Here is a 24,543-nt window from a genome sequence, read left to right on the forward strand (position 1 = left end):
GTGCACACACCTGCGGCGGCGCGGAGCAGACATCGGCTCCGCGCCGCCGCAGGTGGCGTCCGGCTTGTGATGCGCTAGCGGCGGGACGCTGCCCGGCCTCGCCGGTACAGGAAGGTCCCGGCGGCCAGCAGCGCTCCGCCGCCGGCCATGGCGGCCAGGACACCCTCGTCGATGCCGGTGTCGGGCATCTCCCCCGGCGGGGTCGGCTTCTCGGGTGCGTGCCCGGTCGGTGTCGGCGAGGGTGAGGCCGGCGGGGTGGTGTGCGGCGGCGGAGACGTGGGTGTGGGCTTGGGCGGCTCCTCGGGGCCGTACCCGGCTGGTTCGTCCGGGCCGTACCCGGTCGGTTCATCAGGGCCGTACCCGGACGGTTCGTCCGGACCGTACCCCGTCGGTTTGTCCGGACCGTACCCCGTCGGTTCGTCCGGGCCGTACCCCGTCGGTTCCTTCGGGCCGTACCCGGTCGGTTCGTCCGGGCCGTACCCCGAAGGTTCCGACGGTCCGTACCCGGACGGTTCCTCGGGTCCGTATCCGGACGACTCCCGTGGGCCGTGCGGCGTCCCACGGTCGTTGGTGGACGGTTCTCCTGTGTGGTGTCCGGACGTGCCTTGCGGGTCCTGGCCCCACATCTTGTCGAACCGGGACATGGTGTCTTCGACCTTGGAGTGCATGGCGTCAAACTGCTTGACGTCGAACGGCTCGTCCGGGAAGTCCCACTGGAACGCACGGCTCGACGGCGCGGCGGGCGCATCCGCCTCCGTGCCTTGTGGATCGTGGGCCGCGAACGCCCATGTGCCGCACAGGGACAGGGCGCTTGTGGTGGCGGCCACGGCCAATGCCCTGCTGAGGATCTGTCGCACTCTCGTTGTCTTTCTCTCGGACGGCAGGGTCGCGGCCGGTGCGAACGTGACGCTGCACCTTCGAACTCGCCGCGACGCGCAAATTGTGCACGAACGGTGAAGGTTCGCAGGTGCTGAAATGCTTGTACTGCTCCGGAATTAACCCAATCGTCCGCCCGTGGGGTCAGTTGACCCCAAAGCAAATAGGCCCTCCCGCGCCGGAGATGAATCCGGCGGGGGAGGGCCTGTGACCGGTGCTCTCAGTCGATGCGCGTCCCCGTGCCACCGACTCGGATCCGCCGGTCACCGGCTCGTAGCGTCACGGTGAGTTCGCCGGGGCGGCCCAAGTCCGCGCCCTGGTGCAGGGTGAGGACGGCGTCCTCCCCGATCAGGCCCAGCTCGCGGGCGTAAGCACCGAACGCGGCCGCGGCGGCGCCGGTTGCCGGGTCCTCGACGACGCCACCGACGGGGAATGGGTCGCGGACGTGGAACACGGTGGGGGACTCCCGCCACACCAGTTGAACGGTGGTCAGATCCAGGCGGTGCATCAGGGCTTCGAGGCGCGTGAAGTCGTACCGGAGATCCGCGAGGCGGGCACGCGTCGCGGCCGCGAGAACGAGATGGCGGGCGCCGGCGAAGGCGACACGGGGTGGGAAGGCCGGGTCGAGATCGGCGGCCGGCCAGTCGAGCGCGGCGAGTGCCTCCGCGAGGTCGGCGTCCGCGATCTCCTCGATGTGCGGCTCGACACTGGTGAGCGTGGCCCTGAGCGACCCGCCCTCGTCGCTGACCTCCACCGGCACGGTGCCCGCGCGCGTCGCGAACACCAACTCCCCGGAGCCGAACCGTTCGGCGAGCGCGACGGCTGTGGCGACGGTGGCGTGCCCGCAGAACGGCACCTCGGCCTTGGGGCTGAAGTAACGGATGGTGTACGCCCGTCCCGCCTGGCCGGCGAGGCCCTCCGGGGGCGCGGTCAGGAACGCGGACTCCGAGTATCCGAGGTCGGCGGCGATGGCCAGCATGTCGTTGTCGTCCAGGCCACTGGCGTCCAGAACGACGCCGGCGGGGTTTCCGCCGTCGGCGGTGCTCGAGAAGGCGGTGTAGCGCAGCACCTCGGGCTGCTGCGGCGAGTTCGTCGTCATGATCCTGGCAACGCAGGGTTGGTCCGCGGCCATTCCCGCCGCCGGCCCGCCTCCCACTCAGCCCTTCACCGCCCCCGACGTGAGCCCTTGGACGATGTGGCGGCTGGCGAAGGCGAACAGGAGCATGGTGGGCAGGATCGTGAGAACGGCCGCGGCGGACATCGAGCCCCAGTCGATGTTGAAGCTGGAGATGAAGCCGTTCAGGGCCGTGGGTACGGTCTTGTTGCTGTCACTGTTCATGAGCGTCACGGACAGGAACAGCTCGTTCCAGCAGTTGACGAAGTTGAAGATGAAGGCAGCGACGATGCCCGGACGCATCACCGGCAGCAGGACGCGGAACAGCGCCGCGAACCGGGACAGGCCGTCGATCATGGCGGCCTCCTCCAGCGCGTCCGGGATGTTCTCGAAGAAGCCGCGCAGCATCACCGTGCAGAAGGGGATGCACACCGCGACGTAGACGAGGGTCAGGCCGAAGCGGTTGTCGACCAGCTTCAGGTCGGTCATCAGCAGGTAGAGCGGCCCCAGTGCGATGAACGACGGGATCATCTGGGTGACCAGCGCGGCCATCAGCAGCGCGGACTTGGAGCGGAACTCGAAGCGGGCCAGCACATACGCGGAGAGCATCGAGATCGCCGTGGCCGTCGCGCCGGCCACGGTGGAGACGACGAGGCTGTTGGTGAGGTACGTCCCGAAGTCGGCCGTGCCGAACAGGCCGCTGTAGTTCTCCAGGGAGAAACGCTCGGGCCAGTAGGCGAGCGGGAAGCGGAAGATGTCACCGGGTGCTTTGAGCGAGGTGACGGTGATCCAGTAGAGCGGGAAGACGGTGAAGAGCAACCACACGCCGAGGAACGTGAACTTGACGGCCCGGCCCGCCGCGGACTCCTTGCCGATCACGGCCTCACTCCTTTCTTCTCGCGTGTGGCCATGAGGAAGAACACCGCGAACACCAGCAGCGCGGCCACCACGAGGAGGCCGAGCGCGGAGGCCCTGCCGTAGTCGCCCTGCTGAGTGATCTTGATCATCCAGGTGGTCACGATGTGCGTCTCGTTGTTCGGCCCGCCGCCGGTCATGCCGAAGATCAGGTCGGGGAAGTTGAAGATCCAGATCACCCGCAGCAGCACGGTCAGGGCCAGCGTGGTGCGGATGTACGGGATGGTGATCTGGAAGAGCGTGCGTGTCCTGCTCGCGCCGTCCAGCGCCGCCGCCTCGTAGAGCTCGTCGGGGATCGACTGGAGCGCGGCCAGGATCATGATCGCGAAGAAGGTGACGCCGTACCAGATGTTGGCGATGAGCACGGCCACCATCGCCGTCTTCGGATCCGCCAGCCAGGCGATCGGCTCGTCGATCAGACCGGCCTTCTGCAGCAGGTCGTTGACGACGCCGAACTCGCTGTTGAACAGCCAGCGGAAGAGGATGCCGATGAGGAATCCGGAGATCGCCCAGGGGAAGAAGATCAGCGCCTGGTAGAGGCCTCGGAAGCGGAAGTGGCGGCGCAGCCACAGGGCGAGGGCGAAGCCGATCACCAGCTGCGGGACGATCGAGCCGACCACCCAGACCCCGGTGTTGCCCAGCACGGTGCCCCAGGCGGGGTCGGCGAACACATCGCTGAAGTTCTTCAGTCCGACCCATGAGGTGTCCGTGAGGTCGGTCAACTTCCAGTTGCGGAAGGCCATTTGGCCGCCCGCAATCATGGGGTAGTAGGTGAAGACCGCTACGAAGACCGCGGCCGGCGCCATGAAGGCGGCGATCTGCAGGCCCCGCCGGGTGGTGAACTCCCGCCTCCGGCCGCCCCCTTGGGGGAGACCGCGCTTGCGGGAGGCCTCCCCCCTGCCGGGCCCCTTCGTCTTCGCCGTGGTGGTGAACGTGACGGGCATGCCTACTGCTCCTGCTGCCACTTCTCGGTCCAGTACGCGTCCCAGCCCGCGAGGAGCTTCTTGGGCGTCGTCTTGCCCAGGATCAGCTTCTGCACGTCGGCGTCCGCCTTCTGCTGCCACTCGGCCCACCAGGTGACGCCTCGGGGCTGGGTGACGACGAGGTACTTGTCGGGCTGCTCGGTCATGGTGACGTAGCTCGACCAGGGGCCGGTCTTGTAGAAGGGGTCGCTGGTCGCGGACTTGAGGATGGGCACCAGGCTGTTCTTCTTGGTGAACGTCGTGGACGCCTCGCCTTGCGAGAGGAACTCGACCAGCTTCACGGCCTCGGCCTTGTGCCCGCTGCCCTCGGCGACACCCCACCCGGCGGTGGCCAGCGGCTGCACCGTCTTGCCGCCCGGCCCGGCCACCAGCGGCGCGGTGCCCCACTGGCCCTTCGAGATCGACTTGGACTCCGAGACGGTGGCGATCACCTCGGGGTCCTGGAGCAGGAACGCCGTCGAACCGTTGGAGAAGGCCTCGACCATCTCCGGGTAGCCCCAGGAGACGGACGACTTGGGGGACGCCTGCTTGAAGAGCTTGAGGTAGTCGTCCATGGCGTCCTGCGCCTCGGGGGCGGAGAAGATCGTACGGCCGCTCTTGAGCTTGAAGCCGTTGGCCGGGTCGACCTGGTCGGCGAGGTAGGCCTCGATGGCGGCGGTGGCGTTGCTGTTGGAGTTGGCGCCGCCCCGGAAGGCGTAGCCGTAGCGCCGCTTGGCCGGGTCGTGAATGGCGGAGGCCTGCTCCACGAGTTCCGCCCAGGTGGCCGGCGGCTTGCTGAAGCCCGCGTCCTTGATCAGGTCGGTGCGGTAGAAGAGGCTCAGGCCGTAGAAGCCGTACGGGACGAAGTACGTCCTGTTCTTGGCGTCCTGGGAGGCGTTGACGGCGTTCTCCGTCATCGCCTCCCAGCCCTTCCAGCCGTCGAGGTCCTTCTTCATGTCGTAGAGCCAGCCGTTGTTCGACCAGGGCCCGACGGTGATGTCGCGGACCTCCAGGACGTCCACCCCGCTGCCGGACTGGAGCATCTGCTGGAGCTTTTGGTCGGCCTGTTCGGTGGGCGGGGAGACCAGATTGACCTTGATCTTGGGGTTCTTCTGCTCGAAGTCGGCTATGAGGTCCTTGAGCAGGTCGGTGCGGGTCGGGTTCGTCAGGCTCTCGACCATGTTGAGGGTGACTGTTCCACTCGCCTCGGGGCTCATGGTGGAACAGCCGGTCAGGACCATCGCGGCGGCGGTGCCGAGCGCGAGAGCTGCCGTCCTTCTTCTCATTGTGCTGACCTCTTCCTTCAGTTCTCTCGTGCCCACGTGCCGAGGGCGGGGACGCATTCCTCGGCGAAGTACTCGTAGTCGGCGGCGGTGTTGTAGACGTGGGCGGACAGGCGCAGGTATCCGACGCCGTCGAAGCTGGTGAAGGCCGCCTCCACGCCCAGTTCGAGGGCCACCCGGTCGCGCAGGGCGTCGGCCTCGATCCGGTGGGCGGCGAGTCCGTCCGGGAGGCGCACCAGGCGCATGCCGGGAACGGGCATGCCGACGTCGACCGCGGTGTCCTCGCCGGTCAGTCGGGCAAACGCGGCGCCGATGACGCGGGCGCCGTAGTCGGCCAGCTCGTCCATGTAGCGGCGGGCGGCGCTCCAGCCCCAGGTGCGCTCGATGAGAGCGAGGGACGTCGGCGCGGCCAGGTAGGCGGTGGCGTCGACGGTGCCCTGCTGGTCGAACCGGTCGGGGTAGGGATCGGCTGCGGCCCACGAGTCGATGAGGGGGTGCAGGCCCTCGCGCAACGGGCCGCGGGCCACCAGAGCCGCGGTACCGCGCGGGGCGCAGCCCCACTTGTGCAGGTTGCCGGTCCAGAAGTCGTAGGTCGCGTCGGCGAGCGGGGCGGCGAGGAGCCCGGGCGCGTGCGCGCCGTCGACGAGGACGGGGATGCCTCGCCGCCGGGCCTCCGCTCCGATGCGTTCCACGGGCAGGCGGCGCGCGGTCGCCGAGGTGATCTGGTCGACGACGACGAGCTCGGTGGCCTCGCCGAACTCGTCGATCACGGCCTCGTACGCCTGGTCCGCGTCCGCGTCCAGCGGCACCCGTGCAGTACGGACCCGGCCGCCCCACCGACGTGCAAACCGCTCGGCACCCATGGTCACAGCCCCGTAGCCGTGGTCGGTGACGACGATCTCCCCGCCCCGGCGGAGGGTGAGAGCGGCGTAGACGACGCTCGCGCCGGCGCTGGCGTTGGGCACCAGGGCGAGGTCCCCGGGGCTGGCGCGCAGGAACTCGGCGAGCTCGACCCGCGTGGCGGCGAGCCGCTGGGGGAGCGCCGGGAACCACACCACGGGCGAGCGTTCCATTTCCACACGCAGGAGTTCCTGCCGCTCCTGCGCCACGAGTGGAACCGCCCCGAAGGAGCCGTGGTTCAGGTGCTTGAGGGCAGGATCCAGCGACCACGCCCGGTCGGCGGGCCGGCCGTCCGCCAGCAGCAGAGGGCGCGGCGCGGTGGTCACCTCGGTCTCGCTCACAGGTCTCCAGATCTGGGCAGGGGCGGGCCGACGGAAGGTCGGACTCCGCCGGACACATCTGATGACTCGGCATCCTGCACAGCTTCTCCGACGGAAACAAGGGTCGTACAGTGAAAGTCATCAGATGACTTTCCGGCGGTACGCAACCGACACATCTGATGACTCGCCACACCTCGCTACAGTGCTACGAGGGGACCGCGGCATGATCGCTGTCCCGTCAGGGGAGGAAGAGGGGACGGATGTCCGCAGTCGAGAGGGCGTTCCACGGCCTACGGCACATGATCGCGTCGGGGCGGCTCGGCCCGGGTGAGCGCATTCCGCCCGAGGGGGACCTCTGCGAGGAACTGGGCGTCTCACGGGGATCGCTGCGCGAGGCCGTACGGATGCTTGCGGCCCTCGGCGTCATCGAGCCGCGGCACGGCTCGGGCACGTACGTCTCACAGCTGAGGCCCGAGGATGTGATCGGCAGTCTCTCCCTGACGCTCGAACTCCTCCCGCTGTCGGGCCTGTTGGAGGTCTACGAGATCCGGCGCGTCCTCGAGGCCCACGTCGCCGCCCAGGCGGCGGCCAGGTGCACCCCGGAGGCGGTGCGCACGCTCTTCTCGCTCATCGAGGACATGGAGGCCACGAGCGACCCCACCAAGGCCTCCGAACTCGACCACCGCTTCCACGCCGAGATCGCCCGCGTCGGTGGCAACCCCACCCTGGCCACCCTCCTGGCGGTCTTCCGCGCCCGCTCCCGCAAATACCAGGTCTTCACCTTGCCCGAGGGCCCTGAACTGCGCAGGAAGAGCGACGACGACCACCGTGTCCTGGCCACCGCCATCGCCGACCGCGACCCCGTCGCCGCGGCCGGCGCGGCGCAGGCGCACGTCGCCCAGACCGAGCGGTGGCTGCGGGCGTTCATGCCGCCGATCGAGGAGACGGACGTCCTGGACGGAGCGGACGACGGCTAAAGGGCTGTCCCTTAAAAACGAGCGGTTGTACTCCTGCTTCCAGTCGGGGAGTTCCTCGTCGGCCCGGCGGCGGTGCGGCAGCACGAGGCCGGTGCCGGGACAGCCGCCGTCTGCGATCGTCATGGTGTTGCCGACGGCGGCCTTGGCCCCGGATTCCACCCATGCCTTGCAGTCATCGCGGTTGCCGGGCACCGGTCGGCCGACCACGACGACCAGGCCGCTGTCGGCGTCGATGGGGCGGCGGATGGCCTTCCTCGGCCCCCGGCTGGTGGACCCGCGCCACCTGAGCGTGAAGATGTTCCTCCCGCTGGGAGCCCTCTCCGTACCGTCGGCCCTACGGCCGACTCGAGGGTGAGGCTGGTCCGGGTCCGGTTGGCAGGTGCATGGGTCCGCGGGCAGGATGCTGTCCATGCGCAAGCCGTACCAGGCCCAGGCCCCGGCCCGACCGGGCGCCTCCGCCACCAATGCAGTGCTGTCCCTGTGGTCGCAGGACTCCGTGCTGTCGATCGGTTCGGTTGGATCGGTGCTGTCCATCGGTTCCGTCGGGTCGGCTCTCTCCATCGGCTCGATCGGCAGCGCACTGTCGGTCGGCTCGATCGGTTCCAGCCTGTCGCTGCTGTCCTTCGGGTCGTGGCTGAGCACCGGCTCGGTGCTGTCGGCTCAGTCGACTTGGTCGGCGCTGTCCTGGCGTTCCTCACGCAGCTTCCTGTCCTCCGAGAGCAGGCGGGTCGCCGGAGTACTGGGGGTCGCGGGCGCGGCGGCGGGCACATTGGTGCTGCTCGCACGGACGACGCGGTCCGGGCGCTGGACACCGGGGCTCACGGGGGTGTGAGCCGACAGGTACCTGCGGATCTGCCGCCCGAGCGGCTGGGACCGCGCCGAGCGGTGCGGAGGCCGCGTTCGGGCAGCGGCCTTCTTTGGGCCGTTCGGCTCGGGGCCCGGCGCGCCTTGACTGCGCAGGCGGCCTGAGGCGGAGGATCGGTGGGACGGCGGCCGGGGGACGGCCCGCCCCGGTATCGCTCGACTGCGTGAAGAGGTCGGTCATGAAGCCGTTGGAGGAAGCCATCCTCGCCGCTCGGGCGCACCTGCTCCTCGGCCGGCTCACCCGCAGGAGGGGGCTCGCTCGGGTCCGGGGCGTGAAGCCCGGCGAACCTGGTCGCACTGTCCCTGCCACGCGGGCGGCGGCGTGACTGCCGCCCAGGGAGACGGCGCGCCCGGCGGTGGCCGGTACGGACAGGACGTCTTCCGTCCCGAGCAGGCGGGGGAGGGTGAGCGCATCGACTTCGGTGCGCTCGCCTACGACGACATCACGATGGGACGCCTGCGGGCGCTGGGGGTCGGCCAGGGCTGGCGCTGCCTGGACGTCGGCGCCGGAACGGGCACGGTCTCCCGGCGGCTGTTGGGCGAGGCCGGGGTGGACAGCGTGCTGGCCGTGGACCGGGACGTACGTTTCCTGGCCGAGCGGCCCATGCCCGGGCTGGACGTGCTGGCAGCAGACCTTACGGCCCCGGACTTCGTCCGCGGCACCTTCCGGCTCGTCCACGCGCGATTCGTGCTGATGCACCTGGCCGAGCACGACCGGCTGATCACAACGCTCGCCGACCTGGTCGCGCCCGGCGGGGTGCTGGTGCTCAGCGACGCGGTCGACCTGACGAGCGACCGGACGCCCAGCACGCCGTACACCGCGGTGATGCGCGCGATGTGGAAAGGGCTGCGGGCCACCATCGGGACCGATGTCTCCTGGGTGCCGTCGTACCCGCAGTTGCTGCGAGGGGCGGGGCTCGTGCCTGTCGCTGCCGAGATCCATGTGCCGCCGCTGGTGCCGGGCAGCCCCATCAGCCGCTTCTGGGCGGACACCTGGGAGCGCAGCAGGGCGGCGATGCTCGCCACGGGCCTGGTCGACGACGCGGGTATCGAAACGGCGATCCGGTACCTGGACTCGCAGGAGTGCGCCGCGCTGTCAGCCGGCATGCTCACCGCGTGGGGATGGAAACCCGAGGCCGGAAGGCTCTAGGGACCTCGCCCAGCTCTCCCTCTCCGGTGCCTGAGCGGCCGGCGCACCGATCTGACGACCCGCCGATCTTGGACCGTGCGGCACCGGAGAGGGAGAGCTGGGCGAGACCCCGAGCGGTTTCCTGCGGGCGGTCTGCGGGTGCGGTCCTGCCGCCCGTGGAGCACGCTGGGACAAGGGGCAGCCGACCCCCGAGAGATCGCAGTACCTCGGAGGTGGGTCCCGTGGCGCACAGGGATCCCGGCGGGCGCGTCGACGAGGCAGCCGCCTTGATGCTGGAGGCGCTGTTCACGCAGTCCCCGATCGGGCTCCACCTCATTGACACGGACCTGCGAGTGCTGCGCGTCAACACCGCCACTCCTTTGATGCGGAGCCTGTCCAAGGACGACCTCAGGGGACGCTCGGTCCGTGACGTCTACAGCGTCGTGGATGACGACGTGGAGGCGGTGCTGAGAGGAGTGCTCGACACCGGGGTCCCGGTGCGGCAACGCATCGTCCGAGCGCATGTCGACGGGGATCCACAGGGGCGGGACTTCGAGATCAGCGCGTTGCGCCTGGAAGACGCGCCCCGGTCGGTGCTCGGGGTGGCGGTCACCGCGGTCGACGTCACCGAACGGGAGAGAGGTCACGCCCGAATCAGGATGCTCGACGCGGTGCGGGAGCGGGTGGGACGCACCTTGGAGCCGGCTCTGATCGGCGAAGAACTTGCCGCGGCCGTGGTCCCCGCGTTCGCCGACGTCGCCATCGTGGACGTGGTGGACGCCGTGCTCCGCGGCGACGACCCGCCTCTCGCCCCGCCGCCGACCGGCACGCTCGTCATGCGCACTGCGTTCCACGGTGCCGGGATACGGCCGCCGCGTGCCCGTTCGGTGGGCGACATCCGCCGCCTCGCGGGTCCGACGCCCTTCACCCAGGCCCTGGCCGATCTGAGCCCGAGGGTGGTCCAGCTGCAACCGGACGCCCCCTGGCTGGCCGCCGATCCGGCACTCGCGGAGGCGATCCCGTCATCGGGAGCCCACTCCCTTCTCGTGGTTCCACTGATCCTGCGTGACGCCGCCCTCGGGATCGTGAGCCTGTACCGCACGGAGCACTCGCCGGCATTCGACGAGGACGACCGTGCGCTCGCCGTCGAGTTGGCCACGCACACCGCACTGTGCATCGACAACGCCCGGCGCTACACACGTGAACACACGATCGCCGCCACGGTTCAGCGTCAACTGCTGCCCCGCCGTCCGGAAGCCCACGCATGGCTGGAGACCGCCTACCTCTCCGTCACGGGTGCCGATCCCGGTGCCTGGTACGACACCACCGCCCTGTCGAGTGCCCGCACGGCGATCGCTGTCGGCGAGGTGGCGGGACGCGGTGTGCACGCCGCTGCGATCATGGGGCAGCTGCGCACCGCCGTACGCTCCCTGTCGGTGTTCGACCTCGCCCCCGACGAACTGCTCGCCCGTCTGCACGACACGGCGGCGCGCCTCGCCGCTGAACAGGCTCACCTCCCGCTCGGCGATCCGCTGCGCCAGGAAGCGCTCACCGCCGACTGTGTGTACGCGGTCCACGACCCTTTGACCGGCGTATGCACGATGGCGGCGGCCGGCCGGCTGGCCCCCCTGGTCGTACGTCCGGACGGGACGGTGTCCCTCTCCGGCGCACCGGCCGGGCCCAGGCTGGGGAGTTCGGAGGGCGCGCCCTTCGCGGCCGTCGAGATCGACGTACCGGCCGGCAGCGTCCTGGTGTTCGCCAGCGACCCGCTCCTCACTTCGTATCTCGCCGAATTCCCGGGCCCGTTGGCCGCGGTGTCCCAATACGACGACCGTCCGCTCCAGGAACTCGGCGATGCCCTCGTCTACGCCCTGCCGGCCGATCTGGGCGTCAGCGACGCCGCGGTGATCGTCGCGCGCACCCGGGCGTTCCCCGCCGACCGCTGCGCCACATGGTCACTGGACCCCGAGCCGACGGCCGTGGCCGACGCCCGGCGCCGTACGCGCCGGCAGCTCGCCGCGTGGAACGTCGATGACGAGACCGCCTACAACATCCAGCTCATCGTCAGCGAACTCGTGACCAATGCGATCCGGTACGGCAGACCACCGATCGAACTGCGACTCATCCATGACCGCACCCTGACCTGCGAGATGCGTGACGCCGGCTCGGCCGCCCCACACCTGCGCCACGCCGGCACGGTCGACGAGGGCGGGCGAGGCCTGTTCATCATCGCGCAGTTGGCTCAGGCATGGGGGACCCGTTTCAGCACGGAGGGGAAGACGATCTGGGCCGAGCAGCCACCGTCCTCCGACCGCGAGTCCGACAGTTCGGTCTGATCGACTACGTGGCCGAGAGCCGGGCCGGTCGGGGCATCGGGTCAGCCGACGGGTGGCATGTCCGTGGGACCGGAGTCGAGTCCGGGCCGTTTGCCGGTCCAGGCGCCGCGGGTGAAGTCCGGGATCTCGACGGGGCGGCCGTTCCTCGCCAGGGACGCCGCGCTCAGCGGGACCGCCGAGCACCAGGCAGCCGAGTCGTACACGTCGATGTCGGGCACCAGCCCTGCGCGCATCAACTGGACGGTGCGCCACTGCAGGACGTAGTCCATGCCGCCGTGGCCGCCGTTGTTCGCGGCGTCGTCACCGACCTTCCGCCACAGCCAGTGGTCGTACTCCTTGCGGTAGTCGGCGAAGTCGCGCCAGGTGTGGCCGCCGTGGTCCGGTTCGAGATAGACGCGCGCGCCCGTCGGCGCGGGCCCGGTGTAGTCCTCGACGATCCCCCGGCTGCCGGCGAGGCTGTTGATCCTGCTGTACGGCCGGGGCGAACTCACCTCGTGCTCGGCCCGGATGATCCTGCCCTTGTCGGTCTCGATGAGGCAGGTGACCAGGTCACCGTTGATGTACGTCTCTTTCCAGGACGGGTGGTCGCGGGGGACGAAGCGTTCGCGGTAGTCGGCCAGTCCCTTCGGGGCGGTCGCGGTGGCGGCGAGGGTGGTCATCCGGTCGCCGCGGTTGATGTCCATGGCCGCCGCGATCGGGGCCAGCCCGTGCATGGGGTAGAGGGAGGCGGTGCTGCGGGTGTGCCACAGGCGCCGCCAGGAGTCGGTGTAATAGGTGTCGGAGAAGAGGAGTTCACGCAGGTCGTGCAGGTAGCCGCCGTGGCCGTTGGTGATGTCCCCGAACAGGCCGGAGTGCGCCATCCTGAGCATGGCCAGTTCGTTGCGGCCGTAGCTGCAGTTCTCGGCGAGGAGCAGGTGCCTGCGGGTCCGCTCGGAGGTGTCGACCAGGTCCCACAGCTGGCTCAGTTCGGTCGCGACGGGGAGTTCGACCACGGCGTGCCTGCCGCTCAGCAGCGCGGCTCTGCCGTGCTCGTAGTGGAACTCCCACGGCGTGGCGACGTACACCAGGTCGATGTCGTCGCGTCGGAGCATTCGGGCGTAGGAGTCGGCTGATCCGCCGTACTCGGCGGGGCGGGGCTCGCCCTTGCTCACCAGCCGGTCGGCGACGCGTCGCGCGCGGTCGGCGCGGATGTCGCAGACGGCGGTCACGGTGCAGCCGGGCACGGCCGCCCAGCCCTCGACCATGCCTCCGCCGCGGTTGCCCAGGCCGATGACACCGACGCGGACAGTTCTGTGGACCTGGAACGGCACGCCGATCATCGACTTCTGGCCCGGACGGCGGCGGGGCACCGGTCCGGTCGCGGCGGACGCGGCCGGGGCCGCGGCGGTCATCCCGACCGCGGCCGCGCCCGTGGCGACGGCTCCGCCGAGGAGCAGTCGGCGTGAGACAGCGGGTGTTTCGGACATGACGGCAACACTCCTCGCTGGGGTGGCTTGCATCACTGCCGGGGCACTGTGGGGACTGTCCGGACTGTCGGGGCATGACTCTGCGGGCTTCGACGGTTCATGTCAATACGTGCTCGATAGAGAGCAGTTCCGAGCAGGATCAAGCATTGATGCGGAGTGGGCGGGCACCGGTCCGGTCGGCCGATCGGTCCCGCTGCCGACAGGTGCCGTGTCGGCCAGGGCGGTCAACGTCGGCCTGCTGAAGGCGGGTTCAGGCCGGAGGCCGGAGCCCGGGTCAGGGTCTGACAAGGGCCAGGTGAAGATGCGCAAGCAGGTGTTGCGGACAACCGCGTCGCCTAACCTCGTGTAGGGAGACGTCAGATGCCACGGGGAGCCAGATCGAGGAGGCGAAGGTGTTCGGAAGGGGCCCGCGGTTGTTCGCCGGTGCCGTGATCGTGGCCTGCATGGTCCTCGTCGGCCCCAGTGCACCGAGCGGTGCCCTCTTCGCCAGGTCACAGCCCGTCGAAGCCGTCAGGGACGTCGTACCGAACCGGGTCATGACGTGGAACATCTGCAACCCGTGCGAGGTGAGCAACGTCGACCGGGCCGCGGAGATCGCCGCGTACGCGCCCCAGGTCATCGGCCTGCAAGAAGCGTGCGTACGTGACGTCGAGAGGATCCGGGAGTATCTGCGGAGCCTTCACGGGCTGGTCTACCACGTCGAGTACGGGACGGTGCTTCGCAGTTGGGGCCGCTGCGGGGGAGTGCCGTGGAGTCCGGGGGCCTACGGCCAGGCAGTCCTGTCGGCGGCGCCGATGACGGACCGCGTGAGCATGGAGTACCCCGACGGGGGATCGGAGGACCGTGGGTACATGGCGGTCACGACCACGGTGGGCGGCCAACCTGCCCGCGTCTTCAACACCCACCTCGCCCATCGACGTCAAGAGGCAGTCCGGGCACGCCAGGTCGGCGTACTCGCCGCAGACGTCGCGCGGCACGACCGCGCGATCGTTCTCGGCGACTTCAACGCAGTGCCGGACACGTCCGAACTCGCCCGCATGTGGGCCCTGGCCGCGGATACGGACACCCAGTGTCATCCCTCGCCAGTCGGCGCGTGCGAGCCGACCACGGACTGGCAGACCAAGTTCGACTACGTCTTCCTGCGCGGCATCGCCCCGCTCGAGCACCGTGTGCGTCCCAGTCCGTACTCGGACCACCACCTGGTGTATGCCGACCTGGGCCGGAATGAGGACGCCGGCTCCTGAGCCCGGGCTCAGCTCGTCGCAGCCGACTTCAGGCGGCTTCGGTGGGCCCGGTTCGTGGCCATCAACGTGTCGAGGGCTTCCCGGGTGCGGATGAGGTCCTCGATGTGCTCGGAGAGCCGGTCGCGTTCCTCGGCCATGCGTTCCAGCGCGGCGTCGGACGTCTCCTCGCTGGGCGCGTCGACGCACGGCAGGAGTTCGGAGATGGTCCGGCTGGACAGGCCCGCGGCGTACATCCGTTGGAGGAACGTGACGCGCTCGACGTGGTGCTCCGTGTAGTGCCGCTGCCCGCTGGCGCTGCGGGTGCTCGAGAGCAGGCCCTGTTCCTCGTAGTAGCGCAGCGACCTGACGCTGACTCCGGCCCGTGCCGCGAGTTCGCCGATACGCATGCCGCCCCTCCCCGTTGTGATCCGGAGCACAACCCTTGCCTCTGACGTCAATGTCAGGTTCTAGCGTAATCGACGTGCCCGGACACGGGCACGACAGATCACGAAGGAGACATGACGTGACGACCCTTTTCTCCGGTTACCGGCTCGGTGCCCTGACACTGCCCAACCGCGTGGTCATGGCGCCGATGACACGGGTCCGGGCCGCCGCGGACGGTCTGGCGACGCCGTCGATGGCGCGCTACTACGCCCAGCGGGCCACGGCCGGCCTGATCGTCTCCGAAGGGGTGCAGCCGAGCCTGATCGGGCAGTCCAACCCCGGCACTCCGGGGCTGTACACCGACCAGCAGGTGGCCGCGTGGCGCCCGGTGACCGATGCGGTGCACACCAACGGCGGCCGGATCTTCGCCCAGATCATGCACGGCGGACGTGTCTCGCACCCGGACACCATCGGCATGCAGCCTGTCGGCCCCTCGGCCATCGCGGCCGTGGGTGAGGTGTTCACCCCCAACGGGCCGCTGCCCGCACCGACTCCGCGTGCCCTGGACACGGCCGAAGTGCCCGAGCACGTCCGGTCGTACGCGGACGCCGCACGCCGTGCCGTCGACGCCGGTTTCGACGGTGTGGAACTCCACGGCGCCAACGGCTATCTGATCTCACAGTTCCTCTCCTCCAACGCCAACCTGCGCACGGACCGGTACGGAGGCTCGGTGCGCAACCGGATCCGGTTCGCCGTCGAGGCGGCCGCCGCGACCGCCGAAGCCATCGGCGCGGACCGCACCGGGATCCGGCTCTCTCCCCAAGGCACCTTCTGGGGCGTCGAGGAGACCGACGTCGCCGAGCTCTACACCGCGCTCCTGACCGAGCTTTCCCGGCTCGGCCTGGCCTACGTCCACCTCGAGGCCACGACCGACGAAGAGACGCTTCTCGGTCTGCGCCGAAGCTGGTCCGGCACCCTCGTCATGAACCCCGTTCTGCCGATGGGCCCGAAGCAGACCGGCCGAGCCGACGCCGACCGATGGCTCAGCCTGGGAGCAGACCTCATCAGCTTTGGCCGTGCTTTCATCGCCAACCCCGACCTGGTGGAGCGCCTGCGCACCGGTCTCCCGATCGCTCCCGTCGACGACGCGACGTACTTCCAGGGCGGCGACAACGGATATCTCACGTACTCGACGTACCAGCACTCGGCTTGACGCCGTGCCGCGGGCCGCGCCGATCACGAGACCCGCTCGTGCGACCGCGGTGCGACACGGCCGCTGAGCGCCCGCCGGTGCCGGCTGGTGCGGGGGAGTGAACCGATGCGCGGCCTGTCCGGCGTGGCAGTGGGCCCAGGGGGAGAGTGGCTTCATGCGCGCCCTGGTGATCAACTGCGCTCTCAAGCCCTCTCCGCAGCCGTCGAACACCGAGGCTCTCGCCGCCATGGTCATCCAGGCGCTCAAAGGCCACGGAGTGGACGTGGACGTCGTGCGGGCGGTCGACATGAACCTCAAGCCCGGCGTGCAGGGCGACATGGGAAACGGCGACGAGTGGCCCCAGGTGCACGAAAGGCTGCTGTCGGCTCAGATTCTGGTCATCGCCTCTCCGACCTGGCTCGGCCGTCCCTCCTCGGTCGCTCAGCGCGTCCTGGAGCGGATGGACGTGCTCGGCGAAACCGACGACGAGCAGCGCCCCATCGCCTACAACCGCGTCGCCGGCGTCCAGGTCACCGGCAACGAGGGCGGCGCCCACCACGTCATCAGCGAGATCAGCGGTGCCCTCGCCGACATCGGCTACACCATTCCCGGTCAGGCGTGGACGTACTGGCATCTCGGCCCGGGACCCGGTCCCGACCACCTCGACGACGACCGCGGTCACGACTGGTCGACCTTCGACCGGCCGGGCGATGGCCTCCAACCTGGTCCACGCCGCACGGGCGCCGGCAGAGAACCCTCTGCCGGCGCCACCATCTTCCCGGTTGCTGCCGTCCCTCCACGGCACCCCGGGCGACGCAGGACTCCTGCAGAATCCGACACCTCCCACGACAGCCGATTGAGGTGGATGGAACCGGTTTGACCCGTGATGTGCGGGCACTCGGGCGTGACTGCCGGGCAATCCGGCCGAGGCACCCCTGGAGGTCTCCGTGGCCGTTCGCCACCGTCTGATCCAAGTCGGTCCGAGTGCCGTGTGGGCCGTCCTCGCCGACGGCAACCGATACGCGGAGTGGGTGGTGGGGACCTCGCGGTCCGAGCCGCTACGCGGGCGGTGGCCGGACACCGACGCGGCGATCCGCTACGAGGTCCGGATCGGCCCCGTCCGGCTGTTCAACGAGACGGTTGTCCGCCGCTGCGAGCCCGGTGTGTCCATGGAGCTGGAGGCACACGCCGGCGTGCTGGGCACGGCACGTATCGCGATCGAGCTGCGCCCGTGGGGAAAGAAGTGCCTGGTGCTTGTGGACGAGCACCCCCTTCAGGGAGCGGGCGGCCGGCTGCACAACGTGGGCTTCGAGGCGCTGATCCAACTGCGCCACCGGGCGATGCTCGCCCGCCTCGCCCGGCTCTGCGAGAGCGAGGCGCATGACGCCCGCCGCGCCCCACACAGGGCGCCGGCCGCGCCGGCGGTGCCGGACGCGGACGGAGCCGGCCGTGCCTGACGCGGTGGTGATCGGCGCCGGCCCCAATGGTTTGGTGGCCGCGAACGTGCTGGTGGACGCCGGGTGGAGCGTCGAAGTGCTGGAGGAGCAGCCGGAGCCGGGCGGCGCGGTGCGTCACGACCGCGGCGTCGACCCGGATTTCGTCAACGACATCTTCAGCTCCTTCTACCCGCTCGCAGCCGCCTCGCCGGTCCTGACCGCCCTGCGTCTCGAGGACTACGGGCTGCGGTGGAGCCACGCGCCCAGTGTGCTGGCGCATCCCCTCACCGACGGCCGCTGCGCCCTGCTGGACCGGCGCGTCGGCACCACTGCCGCGTCCCTCGAGGCCTTCGCGCCGGGTGACGGTGCCGCGTGGGAGCGGCTGCACGGCGTGTGGCAGCACCTGCACCCCGACCTCCTGGACGCTCTGTTCACCCCCTTCCCGCCCGTCCGCGCGACGGCGCGGCTGGCATTCCGGCTGCGGGCCGCGGGCGGACTGCGTATCGCACGCTCCCTGGTGCTGCCGGTACGCCGCATGGGGGAGGAGGAGTTCCGCGGTCAGGGTGGCCGCCTGCTGCTGGCCGGCAACGCGCTGCACGCCGACCTCGCCCCGGAGTCGGCGGGCAGCGGCGGCTTCGGCTGGCTGATGGCCATGCTCGGCCAGACGTACGGCTTTCCCGTCCCCGTCGGCGGCTCGGGCGCCCTGACCCAGGCCCTGACCCTGCGCCTGAGGGCCCGCGGCGGGGGCGTGCGCTGCGGACAGCGCGTCGAAAGGATCGTCGTCCGCGGCGGGCGGGCCGTCGGCGTGCGTACGTCTGTCGGTGACGCGGTGCCGGCCGGCCGGGCGGTGCTCGCGGACGTGTCGGTGCCCGCCCTGTACGGCGAACTGCTCGAACCCGAGCATGTGCCCGAGCAGCTTTTGGACGACCTGCGTCGTTTCCAGTGGGACTTCGCCACGTTCAAGGTGGACTGGGCGCTCGACGGCCCGGTGCCCTGGGAGGCTGAGCAGGCGTCCCGGGCCGGCACCGTGCATCTCGCCGACGGCATGGACGAACTCACCCGCTTCGCCGCGCAGATCGCGATGCGGCAGGTCCCGGACCGACCCTTCCTGCTGTTCGGCCAGATGACCACCGCCGACGCCTCACGCTCGCCGCTGGGCACCGAATCGGCCTGGGCCTACACGCACGTTCCCCGCGAGATCACCGCCGACGCCGCTGACGAGGGCATCAGCGCGCGGTGGGACACCAAGGACCAGGAACTCATGGCCGATCGGGTCGAACGCCAAGTCGAACGTTTCGCGCCTGGCTTCCGCTCTCTGATCCGCGCCCGCCGCATTCTGGCGCCCCCGACCCTCGAGGCCCTCGACGGCAACCTCAGCGGCGGAGCCATCAACGGCGGCACCACCGCGATCCATCAGCAACTCGTCTTCCGGCCCGTGCCCGGCACCGGGCGTCCCGAGACCCCGGTCCCAGGGCTCTTCCTGGCCTCCGCCGGAGCCCACCCGGGCGGCGGCGTGCACGGCGCACCGGGAGCCAACGCCGCACGGGCCGCGCTGCACCGCCACCGGCCACCCGGCCTGGCACGCGCCCAGCGGCTCCTGAGCCGGCGGGACCGCACCGGAACCAAACGCTGACCCACGCAACACCGGCGCCGTGGAGGCACCGAACGCTAGGTCAAGCAAGAGGGAAAGGAAGGGCAGCCGTGCGCAGCAGTCCGCTCGCCGACCGTACGGTCGTCATCACCGGAGCAGCCCGCGGCGTGGGCGCGGCCCTGACCCGCGAGGTCTCGCGGCGCGGCGCCAGGGTGGCGCTGCTCGGCCACGAGCAGGCGGCGATGGAAGCGGTGGCCGCGTCCCTGCCGGGCCCGGCTCTGGCCGTCGAGGTCGACGTCACCGACCCCGGCGCGCTTGATGCCGCGGCCCACACCGTGCGGGCCGGGCTCGGACGCCCCTCGGTCGTCGTCGCGAACGCGGGCATCGCCGAGGGCGGCCCGTTCCTCGCCTCCGACCCGAGCGCCTGGCGCCGCGTCATCGATGTCAACCTCACCGGCAGCGCCCACACGGCCCGGACGTTCCTGCCCGACCTGTTCGACACAGCGGGGTACTTCCTCCAGATCGCTTCGCTGGCATCGATCGGCGCCGTCCCTCTGATGAGTGCCTACTGCGCCTCCAAGGCCGGCGCCGAGGCCTTCGCGCACGCCCTGCGAGCTGAGGTGGCGCACCGCGGGGTCGCTGTCGGCATCGCCTACCTGAGCTGGACGGACACGGACATGATCCGCGACGCGGACCGTTACGCCGCGCTGCGTGGACTACGCGCCCACATGCCCCCGGGGGCCCGCGGGGTGCACCCCGTGAACACGGTCGCCGCCCGCCTGGCGAGGGGTCTGGAGTGTCGTCGTACAGCCGTGTACGCGCCGGCCTGGCTACGTCTGGCCCAGCCGTTGCGCGTGGCTCTGCCCCCGGTGGTGCTGCGCGTATCGCGCCGGGAGCTGCCCCGTATGGAGGCGGCGCAGCCCTTCGCGTACACCGGGCCACTCGGCGCCGGTGGCCAGGCCGATCGGGCGGCGTCCAGGGGAGGTTCCTGACGGCCGGGCGCGGCTCAGCGGGGCCTGGTCGGCGGAAGAGAGGAATCGCGATGACGAAGAAGGCGAAGAAGACGAGCGGCGGGGACAAGGGCAAGCAGCTCACCCAGGGCGACGAGGTCACCTGGAGGAGCCACGGCAGTACCACGGAAGGCAAGGTCGAGCGGAAGATCACCCGACGCACCGAAGCCGCCGGCCGCACCGTGGACGCCTCACCCGAGGATCCGCAGTACGAGGTGCGCAGCGCCAGGTCGGGCAGGTCGGCGGTGCACAAGCCGTCCGCACTGCGCAGGAAGCGAACCGGTGACTGATGCAGACGTTCCTGCCCCACCCCGACTTCCGGCAGACGGCCCTGCTTCTGGACCGGCGCCGGCTGGGCAAGCAGCGGGTCGAGGCGCTCCAGGTCCTGCGCGGTCTGACCGTCCCCGACTACGGGTGGCGCCGACACCCGGCCGTACGGATGTGGACCGGGTACGAGGAGGCTCTCGTCCGGTACGGCTTGGAGATCTGCCGGGTCTGGCGGGAGCAGGGGCATCAGGACAGCTGCGCAGCCTCCCTGGTCGCCGGACTGGCCGCGCACTGACCCGGCGTTGCCGTACGAGACCAGGCGGACCTGGCCGCCGCCGGTGAGCTGCCGCCCTGGCTCGGAGACGAGGCCTTCCACGAAAGCCACCGCTCGGCACTGGTCCGTAAGGACCGCGACGTTTACGGCGGCCTGTTCTCCGGCGTCTCGGACGACCTGCCCTATGTGTGGCCGGCATCGGACCGTGAACCCACGTACGTGCCCATCGGCAGGTGAGGCCCCCGGCCATGACCGGTTCGGGTCGGCATCGCGGACACTGGCAGCAGGAGAGAGGGGAGGCCGACCGTGCTGACCTCAGTCCGCGAGCAGCTGGGCCAGGCCCTGTTCCGCCGGGTCGCGGGCCCCGACGGCATGGCGACGCGTGCCCGCATCCACGACACTCCGGGCCCGCGCTGGTTCGGCCCGGATCGCCCGATCCGCACGGTCCACGGCGACGCCTCCATGTTCATCGGCGGACTCAGCGCACTGCTGCTGCAGTCCCTGCATCCGCTCGCCATGGCGGCGGTGGCCGGGCACTCCGGATACCGCGGCGACCCGTGGGGCCGGCTCCAGCGCACCAGCGCCTTCCTGGCGGTGACGACCTACGGCACCGCTACGGACGCCCAGCGGGCCGTCGACCACGTCCGCGGCATCCACGAACGGATCCGCGGGACGACGGCCGAGGGCGTGCCGTACCACGCGGCTGATCCACACCTGCTGGGCTGGGTGCACGCCGCCGAGACCGACAGTTTTCTGCGCTCCCACGAACGCTACGGAGCCCGCCCGCTGGATGCCGGCGCCTACGACGCCTACGTGGCCGACACCGCACGCATAGGTGAGGCGCTGGGGGTGATCGAGCCCCCACGCGATCGCCGCGAACTCGCCGAGCGCCTGGCCGCCTACCGGCCCGAACTGCGGGCCGGTTCCGAGGCCCGGGCCGCCGCCCGCTTCCTGCTCTTCCAGCCGCCGCTGCCCCTCGCGGTGCGACCCTTCTACGGCGGGCTGGCCGCGAACGCGGTGGCCCTGCTCCCGTCCTGGGCCCGCGGCATGTTGTGGCTGCCCAGGGTCCCGGTCGTCGAAGACCTCGCCGTACGCCCCACCGGCCAGGCCCTGACCCGCACCATCCGCTGGGCCATGAACCGCTGACGGCTGCCTTCCCCGGGCCGGGCTCACGTCGGTTCGGCAGGCCCGTCGGCGAAGACGGGCAGGAGCACTGCATGAAGCCTCAACCGCGTTTCACGCTGGCCGCGACCACCCTTGATGCTCCGGACGCTCACGAACTCGCGCAGTTCTATCAGGAGCTGCTCGGGTGGCGGATGCGGAAGGAAGAACCGGGCTGGGTCGAGATCACATCCCCCGACGGCGGTGCCGGGCTGTCGTTCCAGACAGAGCCGCGGTTCACCGCACCGCAGTGGCCCTCCAGCCGCTGCGAGCAACAGATGATGATGCATCTGGACCTTGAGGTGACCGACCTGCCGTCCGCTGTCGATCACGCCGTCGCGCTGGGGGCGACCCTGGCGGATGTCCAGCCCCAGGCCGACGTACGCGTCCTGTGCGACCCGGCGGGGCACCCGTTCTGCCTCTTTGTCCGCACCGGACCGCAGGCCCCCTGACAGGCCGGGGCACGCGGTGCCCCCGCGGCAGCTGATGAGGGACGGCGCGAACGTGGCAGCCGGGCCGTCCACGGGTACTCGGGCGCTGCACGGCGGTGAACAGCACCGCCCCGACCTCTCGGAGGGACGTTCCCATGACTCGGCATGTCCGCGATGTCATGACGACCCACCCGATGACCGTTGAACCGCAGGCATCGGTGCAGTCGGTGGCCCAGATGATGCGCGACGAGGACATCGGCGCTGTACTGGTCACCGAGGGCGGGCGGCTGCGCGGGCTGGTCAGCGACCGGGATCTGGTGGTGCGCGCGGTGGCCGAGGGCGGCGACCCGGACCGTACGACCGTGGCTCAGGCGTGCAGCGAGGACCTCGTCACGGTAGGGCCCGACGACGACCTGATTCTCGCGGTGCAGGTGATGCGCGAGCGCTCCGTCCGGCGGGTACCTGTCGTCGACCGGGAAAATCACCCAGTGGGCATCGTCGCCCTCGCCGACCTGGCCATCGAACGTGATCCCGACTCGGCACTCGGTGACATAAGCACCGCCCGCCCCAATCAATGAATCCTGCAACCTCCCATGGCCTGCCTGTAACCGAGAGGAGGGCGCGCCATGACGAACCCTCAACCCGAGCCGGCACGAAATCCAGGACGCGAACCCGGCCGCGGCGTACCACCCGGTGAGACTCCGCCCGCCGAGTCGGACACCACGTCCGCCATCTCCTATCCGCAGACCGAACTGCGCAGGGGCTGGGGCCCCATGCCGATCATCCTGATCATGATCGTGGTGGCCCTGGTCGCGATCGGCCTGATCGCGATGGCGGTGGCAATCTGATCGCGTGGCGTCAGCGGGCAACGCGGCATTCGGCGGCACCCGCTGTCCCGGGCATGGACCTCACGGGAGGGCAGCCGACCCCGGCTGCCCTCCTCGTCGGCCCCTTGTCCCGACATGCCGCGGCCCGGTTGCCTGATCGCTCGTTTGTGCGGCCCATGCCTCAAATGCGCAGGCGGCAGGCTTACGTCCCCGGGGACTGGGAACTCAGAGGACACCACAAGCCGCCCCACCGCCGGGGTCGGGTCGCCCCTCCCGTGCGGCAGGTGCCGGGATCCGTAGGAGTGAACGTGAGCATGCGCATCGGAGTGGAGGAAGAATTTCACGTCCTGGAGGTGGAGAGCGGACTGCTCGTGCCGAGAGCCGACGCGGTCCTGCGGCAGCTTCCCAGACGCACCTACACGACCGAGCTGCATCAGTGCACCGTGGAGTCCAACAGTTCGGTACACACGTCCCTGCACGACCTCTACGCCGACCTCACCGGCATGAGACGGCGGCTCGACGCGGCAGCCTCCTCACTGGGGCTGGCCGTGGTGGCCGCCGGCACGGCCCCGCTGGCGCCCGCCGCCTCGGCGCACCCCACGGCCGAGGCACGCTACCGCCACATGACCGAGGAGTACCGCAAGGTCGCCGACGAGCAGCTCATCTGCGGCGCCCAGGTCCATGTGGACGTACCCGACCGCGACACCGCAGTACGGGCCATGTGCGAAGTCTCGCCCTGGCTTCCGGTACTGCTGGCCCTCTCCGCCAGTTCACCGTTCTGGCAGGCGTCCGACACGGGGTACGCGAGCTGGCGCACCTTGCTCTGGCAGCGCTGGCCCACCGCGGGGCCGGTCGGCTGCTTCCGGGACGCGGCCGAGTACGACGCGGCCGTGGAGGACTTCGTACGGGCCGGGATCATCAGCGACGCGGGGATGATCTACTACGACGTCCGCCCCTCGGCCCATCTGCCCACGCTGGAACTGCGCACATGTGACGCCTGCCCGCGCCCGGAGACCGTCGTGCTCATCGCCGGACTGTTCCGTGCCCTGGTGGCCGAGGCCCGCGAACGCCTCGACCGAGGCGACGCCCCTGGGTGCGCGGGGCGGCACGAGTGGCTGCGGGGTGCATCGTGGCGTGCCGCCCGGTCGGGGCTGGAAGGGACGCTGGTGGACCCCGAGACCCACGAGGAGGCACCCGCCCACGCGGTCGTGCGCAAGCTGCTCGTCCGGCTGCGGCCCGCGCTGGAAGCCCACGGGGACTGGCATACCGTCCGGGAGCTCACCGAGTCGGCCCTCGCCGGCGGAAGCGCCGCCCGGCGTATACGTCGTGCGGCACAGGAAGAGGGCCTGCTGGGCTGTGTCGACATGCTGATCGCCGAGACCCGCGGCCAGCACCGACGCCGCAGGTCCCCGGCGCTCGACCGCACCCCTGCCCGTGCTGTCGTCCTGGGCGGCCCGCCCACCTCCGTCGTCCCGGGGGCACCTGACGGCATCGGCAGCTGACGTGCCAGTGGCCGTCCCGGCGGCGTTCGCCGACCTACTCCTCCCCGTGCAGAAAGGATTCGTGATGTCTCGCACCACCGCCCAGGACCTCCTGACCGGCGCC

General features: G+C 70.5%; 23 protein-coding genes and 3 pseudogenes. 17 read left to right on the plus strand and 9 right to left on the minus strand.

Going from position 1 to position 24,543, the window contains the following annotated elements; genetic code table 11:
- Window positions 1–74 precede the first annotated feature (74 nt).
- The 6 genes from ACFY5C_RS32935 to ACFY5C_RS32960 form a co-directional block, all read right to left on the minus strand.
- A complete protein-coding gene (locus tag ACFY5C_RS32935) occupies window positions 75–827 on the minus strand; it encodes an LPXTG cell wall anchor domain-containing protein (protein ID WP_389451274.1) in 753 nt (250 codons plus the stop codon).
- A gap of 269 nt (window positions 828–1,096) precedes the next feature.
- Window positions 1,097–1,975 carry a PhzF family phenazine biosynthesis protein gene (locus tag ACFY5C_RS32940; protein ID WP_389451277.1) on the minus strand — a complete coding sequence of 293 codons (879 nt, stop codon included), beginning with the start codon at window positions 1,973–1,975 and terminating at the stop codon, window positions 1,097–1,099.
- 57 nt (window positions 1,976–2,032) lie between these two features.
- Window positions 2,033–2,869: a carbohydrate ABC transporter permease gene (locus tag ACFY5C_RS32945; protein ID WP_389451280.1), complete on the minus strand. Its 837-nt coding sequence runs from the start codon at window positions 2,867–2,869 to the stop codon at window positions 2,033–2,035.
- Window positions 2,866–3,849: a carbohydrate ABC transporter permease gene (locus ACFY5C_RS32950; RefSeq protein WP_389451282.1), complete on the minus strand. Its 984-nt coding sequence runs from the start codon at window positions 3,847–3,849 to the stop codon at window positions 2,866–2,868. The genes ACFY5C_RS32945 and ACFY5C_RS32950 overlap by 4 nt, the downstream gene beginning before the upstream one ends.
- Before the next feature lie 2 nt (window positions 3,850–3,851).
- Entirely contained in the window at window positions 3,852–5,153 is a 1,302-nt protein-coding gene (locus ACFY5C_RS32955; RefSeq protein WP_389451285.1) for an ABC transporter substrate-binding protein, read from the minus strand.
- Between the two features lie 17 nt (window positions 5,154–5,170).
- On the minus strand, window positions 5,171–6,391 hold the full coding sequence (locus ACFY5C_RS32960; RefSeq protein ID WP_389451288.1) for an aminotransferase class V-fold PLP-dependent enzyme: 1,221 nt from the start codon (window positions 6,389–6,391) through the stop codon (window positions 5,171–5,173).
- Window positions 6,392–6,630: 239 nt separating this feature from the next.
- Between ACFY5C_RS32960 and ACFY5C_RS32965 the strand changes: the two genes are divergently transcribed.
- A complete protein-coding gene (locus tag ACFY5C_RS32965) occupies window positions 6,631–7,347 on the plus strand; it encodes a FadR/GntR family transcriptional regulator (protein ID WP_389451291.1) in 717 nt (238 codons plus the stop codon).
- 18 nt (window positions 7,348–7,365) lie between these two features.
- Here the strand turns inward: ACFY5C_RS32965 and ACFY5C_RS32970 are convergent.
- A pseudogene (locus ACFY5C_RS32970) lies at window positions 7,366–7,581 on the minus strand (IS5/IS1182 family transposase); the annotation flags it as partial.
- 175 nt (window positions 7,582–7,756) lie between these two features.
- Between ACFY5C_RS32970 and ACFY5C_RS32975 the strand changes: the two are divergent.
- From ACFY5C_RS32975 to ACFY5C_RS32985, 3 genes are all read left to right on the plus strand, one after another.
- Window positions 7,757–8,179 carry a hypothetical protein gene (locus tag ACFY5C_RS32975; RefSeq protein ID WP_389451294.1) on the plus strand — a complete coding sequence of 141 codons (423 nt, stop codon included), beginning with the start codon at window positions 7,757–7,759 and terminating at the stop codon, window positions 8,177–8,179.
- Window positions 8,180–8,533: 354 nt separating this feature from the next.
- Window positions 8,534–9,361: a class I SAM-dependent methyltransferase gene (locus tag ACFY5C_RS32980; RefSeq protein ID WP_389451297.1), complete on the plus strand. Its 828-nt coding sequence runs from the start codon at window positions 8,534–8,536 to the stop codon at window positions 9,359–9,361.
- A gap of 221 nt (window positions 9,362–9,582) precedes the next feature.
- Complete coding sequence (locus ACFY5C_RS32985) at window positions 9,583–11,676, plus strand: SpoIIE family protein phosphatase (RefSeq protein WP_389451299.1); 2,094 nt, start codon at window positions 9,583–9,585, stop codon at window positions 11,674–11,676.
- A gap of 41 nt (window positions 11,677–11,717) precedes the next feature.
- Here the strand turns inward: ACFY5C_RS32985 and ACFY5C_RS32990 are convergent, their stop codons facing one another.
- Window positions 11,718–13,142 carry a Gfo/Idh/MocA family protein gene (locus ACFY5C_RS32990; RefSeq protein ID WP_389451302.1) on the minus strand — a complete coding sequence of 475 codons (1,425 nt, stop codon included), beginning with the start codon at window positions 13,140–13,142 and terminating at the stop codon, window positions 11,718–11,720.
- A gap of 392 nt (window positions 13,143–13,534) precedes the next feature.
- Here ACFY5C_RS32990 and ACFY5C_RS32995 point away from each other — a divergent pair, with 392 nt between their 5' ends.
- The gene (locus tag ACFY5C_RS32995) at window positions 13,535–14,386 is read left to right on the plus strand and encodes an endonuclease/exonuclease/phosphatase family protein (protein WP_389451305.1); all 852 of its coding nucleotides are present in this window, start codon (window positions 13,535–13,537) and stop codon (window positions 14,384–14,386) included.
- 8 nt (window positions 14,387–14,394) lie between these two features.
- Here the strand turns inward: ACFY5C_RS32995 and ACFY5C_RS33000 are convergent, their stop codons facing one another.
- Window positions 14,395–14,772: a MerR family transcriptional regulator gene (locus tag ACFY5C_RS33000; protein WP_389451308.1), complete on the minus strand. Its 378-nt coding sequence runs from the start codon at window positions 14,770–14,772 to the stop codon at window positions 14,395–14,397.
- Window positions 14,773–14,888: 116 nt separating this feature from the next.
- Between ACFY5C_RS33000 and ACFY5C_RS33005 the strand changes: the two genes are divergently transcribed.
- The 12 genes and pseudogenes from ACFY5C_RS33005 (at window position 14,889) to ACFY5C_RS33060 (ending at window position 24,440) form a co-directional block, all read left to right on the plus strand.
- Window positions 14,889–15,962 (plus strand): alkene reductase, encoded by a 1,074-nt coding sequence (locus tag ACFY5C_RS33005; protein WP_389451311.1) that lies wholly within the window; start codon window positions 14,889–14,891, stop codon window positions 15,960–15,962.
- A 154-nt stretch (window positions 15,963–16,116) separates the two neighbouring features.
- A pseudogene (locus tag ACFY5C_RS33010) lies at window positions 16,117–16,717 on the plus strand (flavodoxin family protein); the annotation flags it as partial.
- A gap of 171 nt (window positions 16,718–16,888) precedes the next feature.
- Window positions 16,889–17,398, plus strand: a complete 510-nt coding sequence (locus ACFY5C_RS33015) for an SRPBCC family protein (RefSeq protein WP_389451314.1) — start codon at window positions 16,889–16,891, stop codon at window positions 17,396–17,398.
- Window positions 17,391–19,010 (plus strand): phytoene desaturase family protein, encoded by a 1,620-nt coding sequence (locus ACFY5C_RS33020; protein WP_389451317.1) that lies wholly within the window; start codon window positions 17,391–17,393, stop codon window positions 19,008–19,010. The genes ACFY5C_RS33015 and ACFY5C_RS33020 overlap by 8 nt, the downstream gene beginning before the upstream one ends.
- A gap of 68 nt (window positions 19,011–19,078) precedes the next feature.
- Window positions 19,079–19,960, plus strand: a complete 882-nt coding sequence (locus tag ACFY5C_RS33025; RefSeq protein WP_389451320.1) for an SDR family oxidoreductase — start codon at window positions 19,079–19,081, stop codon at window positions 19,958–19,960.
- Between the two features lie 50 nt (window positions 19,961–20,010).
- Window positions 20,011–20,268, plus strand: coding sequence for a DUF2945 domain-containing protein (locus ACFY5C_RS33030; RefSeq protein WP_389451323.1), 258 nt, complete (start codon window positions 20,011–20,013; stop codon window positions 20,266–20,268).
- Window positions 20,268–20,756, plus strand: a pseudogene (locus ACFY5C_RS33035) (MSMEG_6728 family protein). Before ACFY5C_RS33030 ends, ACFY5C_RS33035 begins: the two are co-directional and overlap by 1 nt.
- A gap of 69 nt (window positions 20,757–20,825) precedes the next feature.
- A complete protein-coding gene (locus ACFY5C_RS33040) occupies window positions 20,826–21,665 on the plus strand; it encodes an oxygenase MpaB family protein (RefSeq protein WP_389451326.1) in 840 nt (279 codons plus the stop codon).
- Window positions 21,666–21,736: 71 nt separating this feature from the next.
- Window positions 21,737–22,132: a VOC family protein gene (locus ACFY5C_RS33045; protein WP_389451329.1), complete on the plus strand. Its 396-nt coding sequence runs from the start codon at window positions 21,737–21,739 to the stop codon at window positions 22,130–22,132.
- Between the two features lie 134 nt (window positions 22,133–22,266).
- A complete protein-coding gene (locus tag ACFY5C_RS33050; RefSeq protein ID WP_389451332.1) occupies window positions 22,267–22,689 on the plus strand; it encodes a CBS domain-containing protein in 423 nt (140 codons plus the stop codon).
- 48 nt (window positions 22,690–22,737) lie between these two features.
- Window positions 22,738–22,959, plus strand: a complete 222-nt coding sequence (locus ACFY5C_RS33055; RefSeq protein WP_389451335.1) for a DUF6480 family protein — start codon at window positions 22,738–22,740, stop codon at window positions 22,957–22,959.
- Window positions 22,960–23,252: 293 nt separating this feature from the next.
- On the plus strand, window positions 23,253–24,440 hold the full coding sequence (locus ACFY5C_RS33060; RefSeq protein ID WP_389451667.1) for a glutamate--cysteine ligase: 1,188 nt from the start codon (window positions 23,253–23,255) through the stop codon (window positions 24,438–24,440).
- Window positions 24,441–24,543: the final 103 nt, after the last annotated feature.

The sequence above is a fragment of the Streptomyces sp. NPDC012935 genome, assembly GCF_042900345.1.
Taxonomy (GTDB): Bacteria; Actinomycetota; Actinomycetes; order Streptomycetales; family Streptomycetaceae; genus Streptomyces.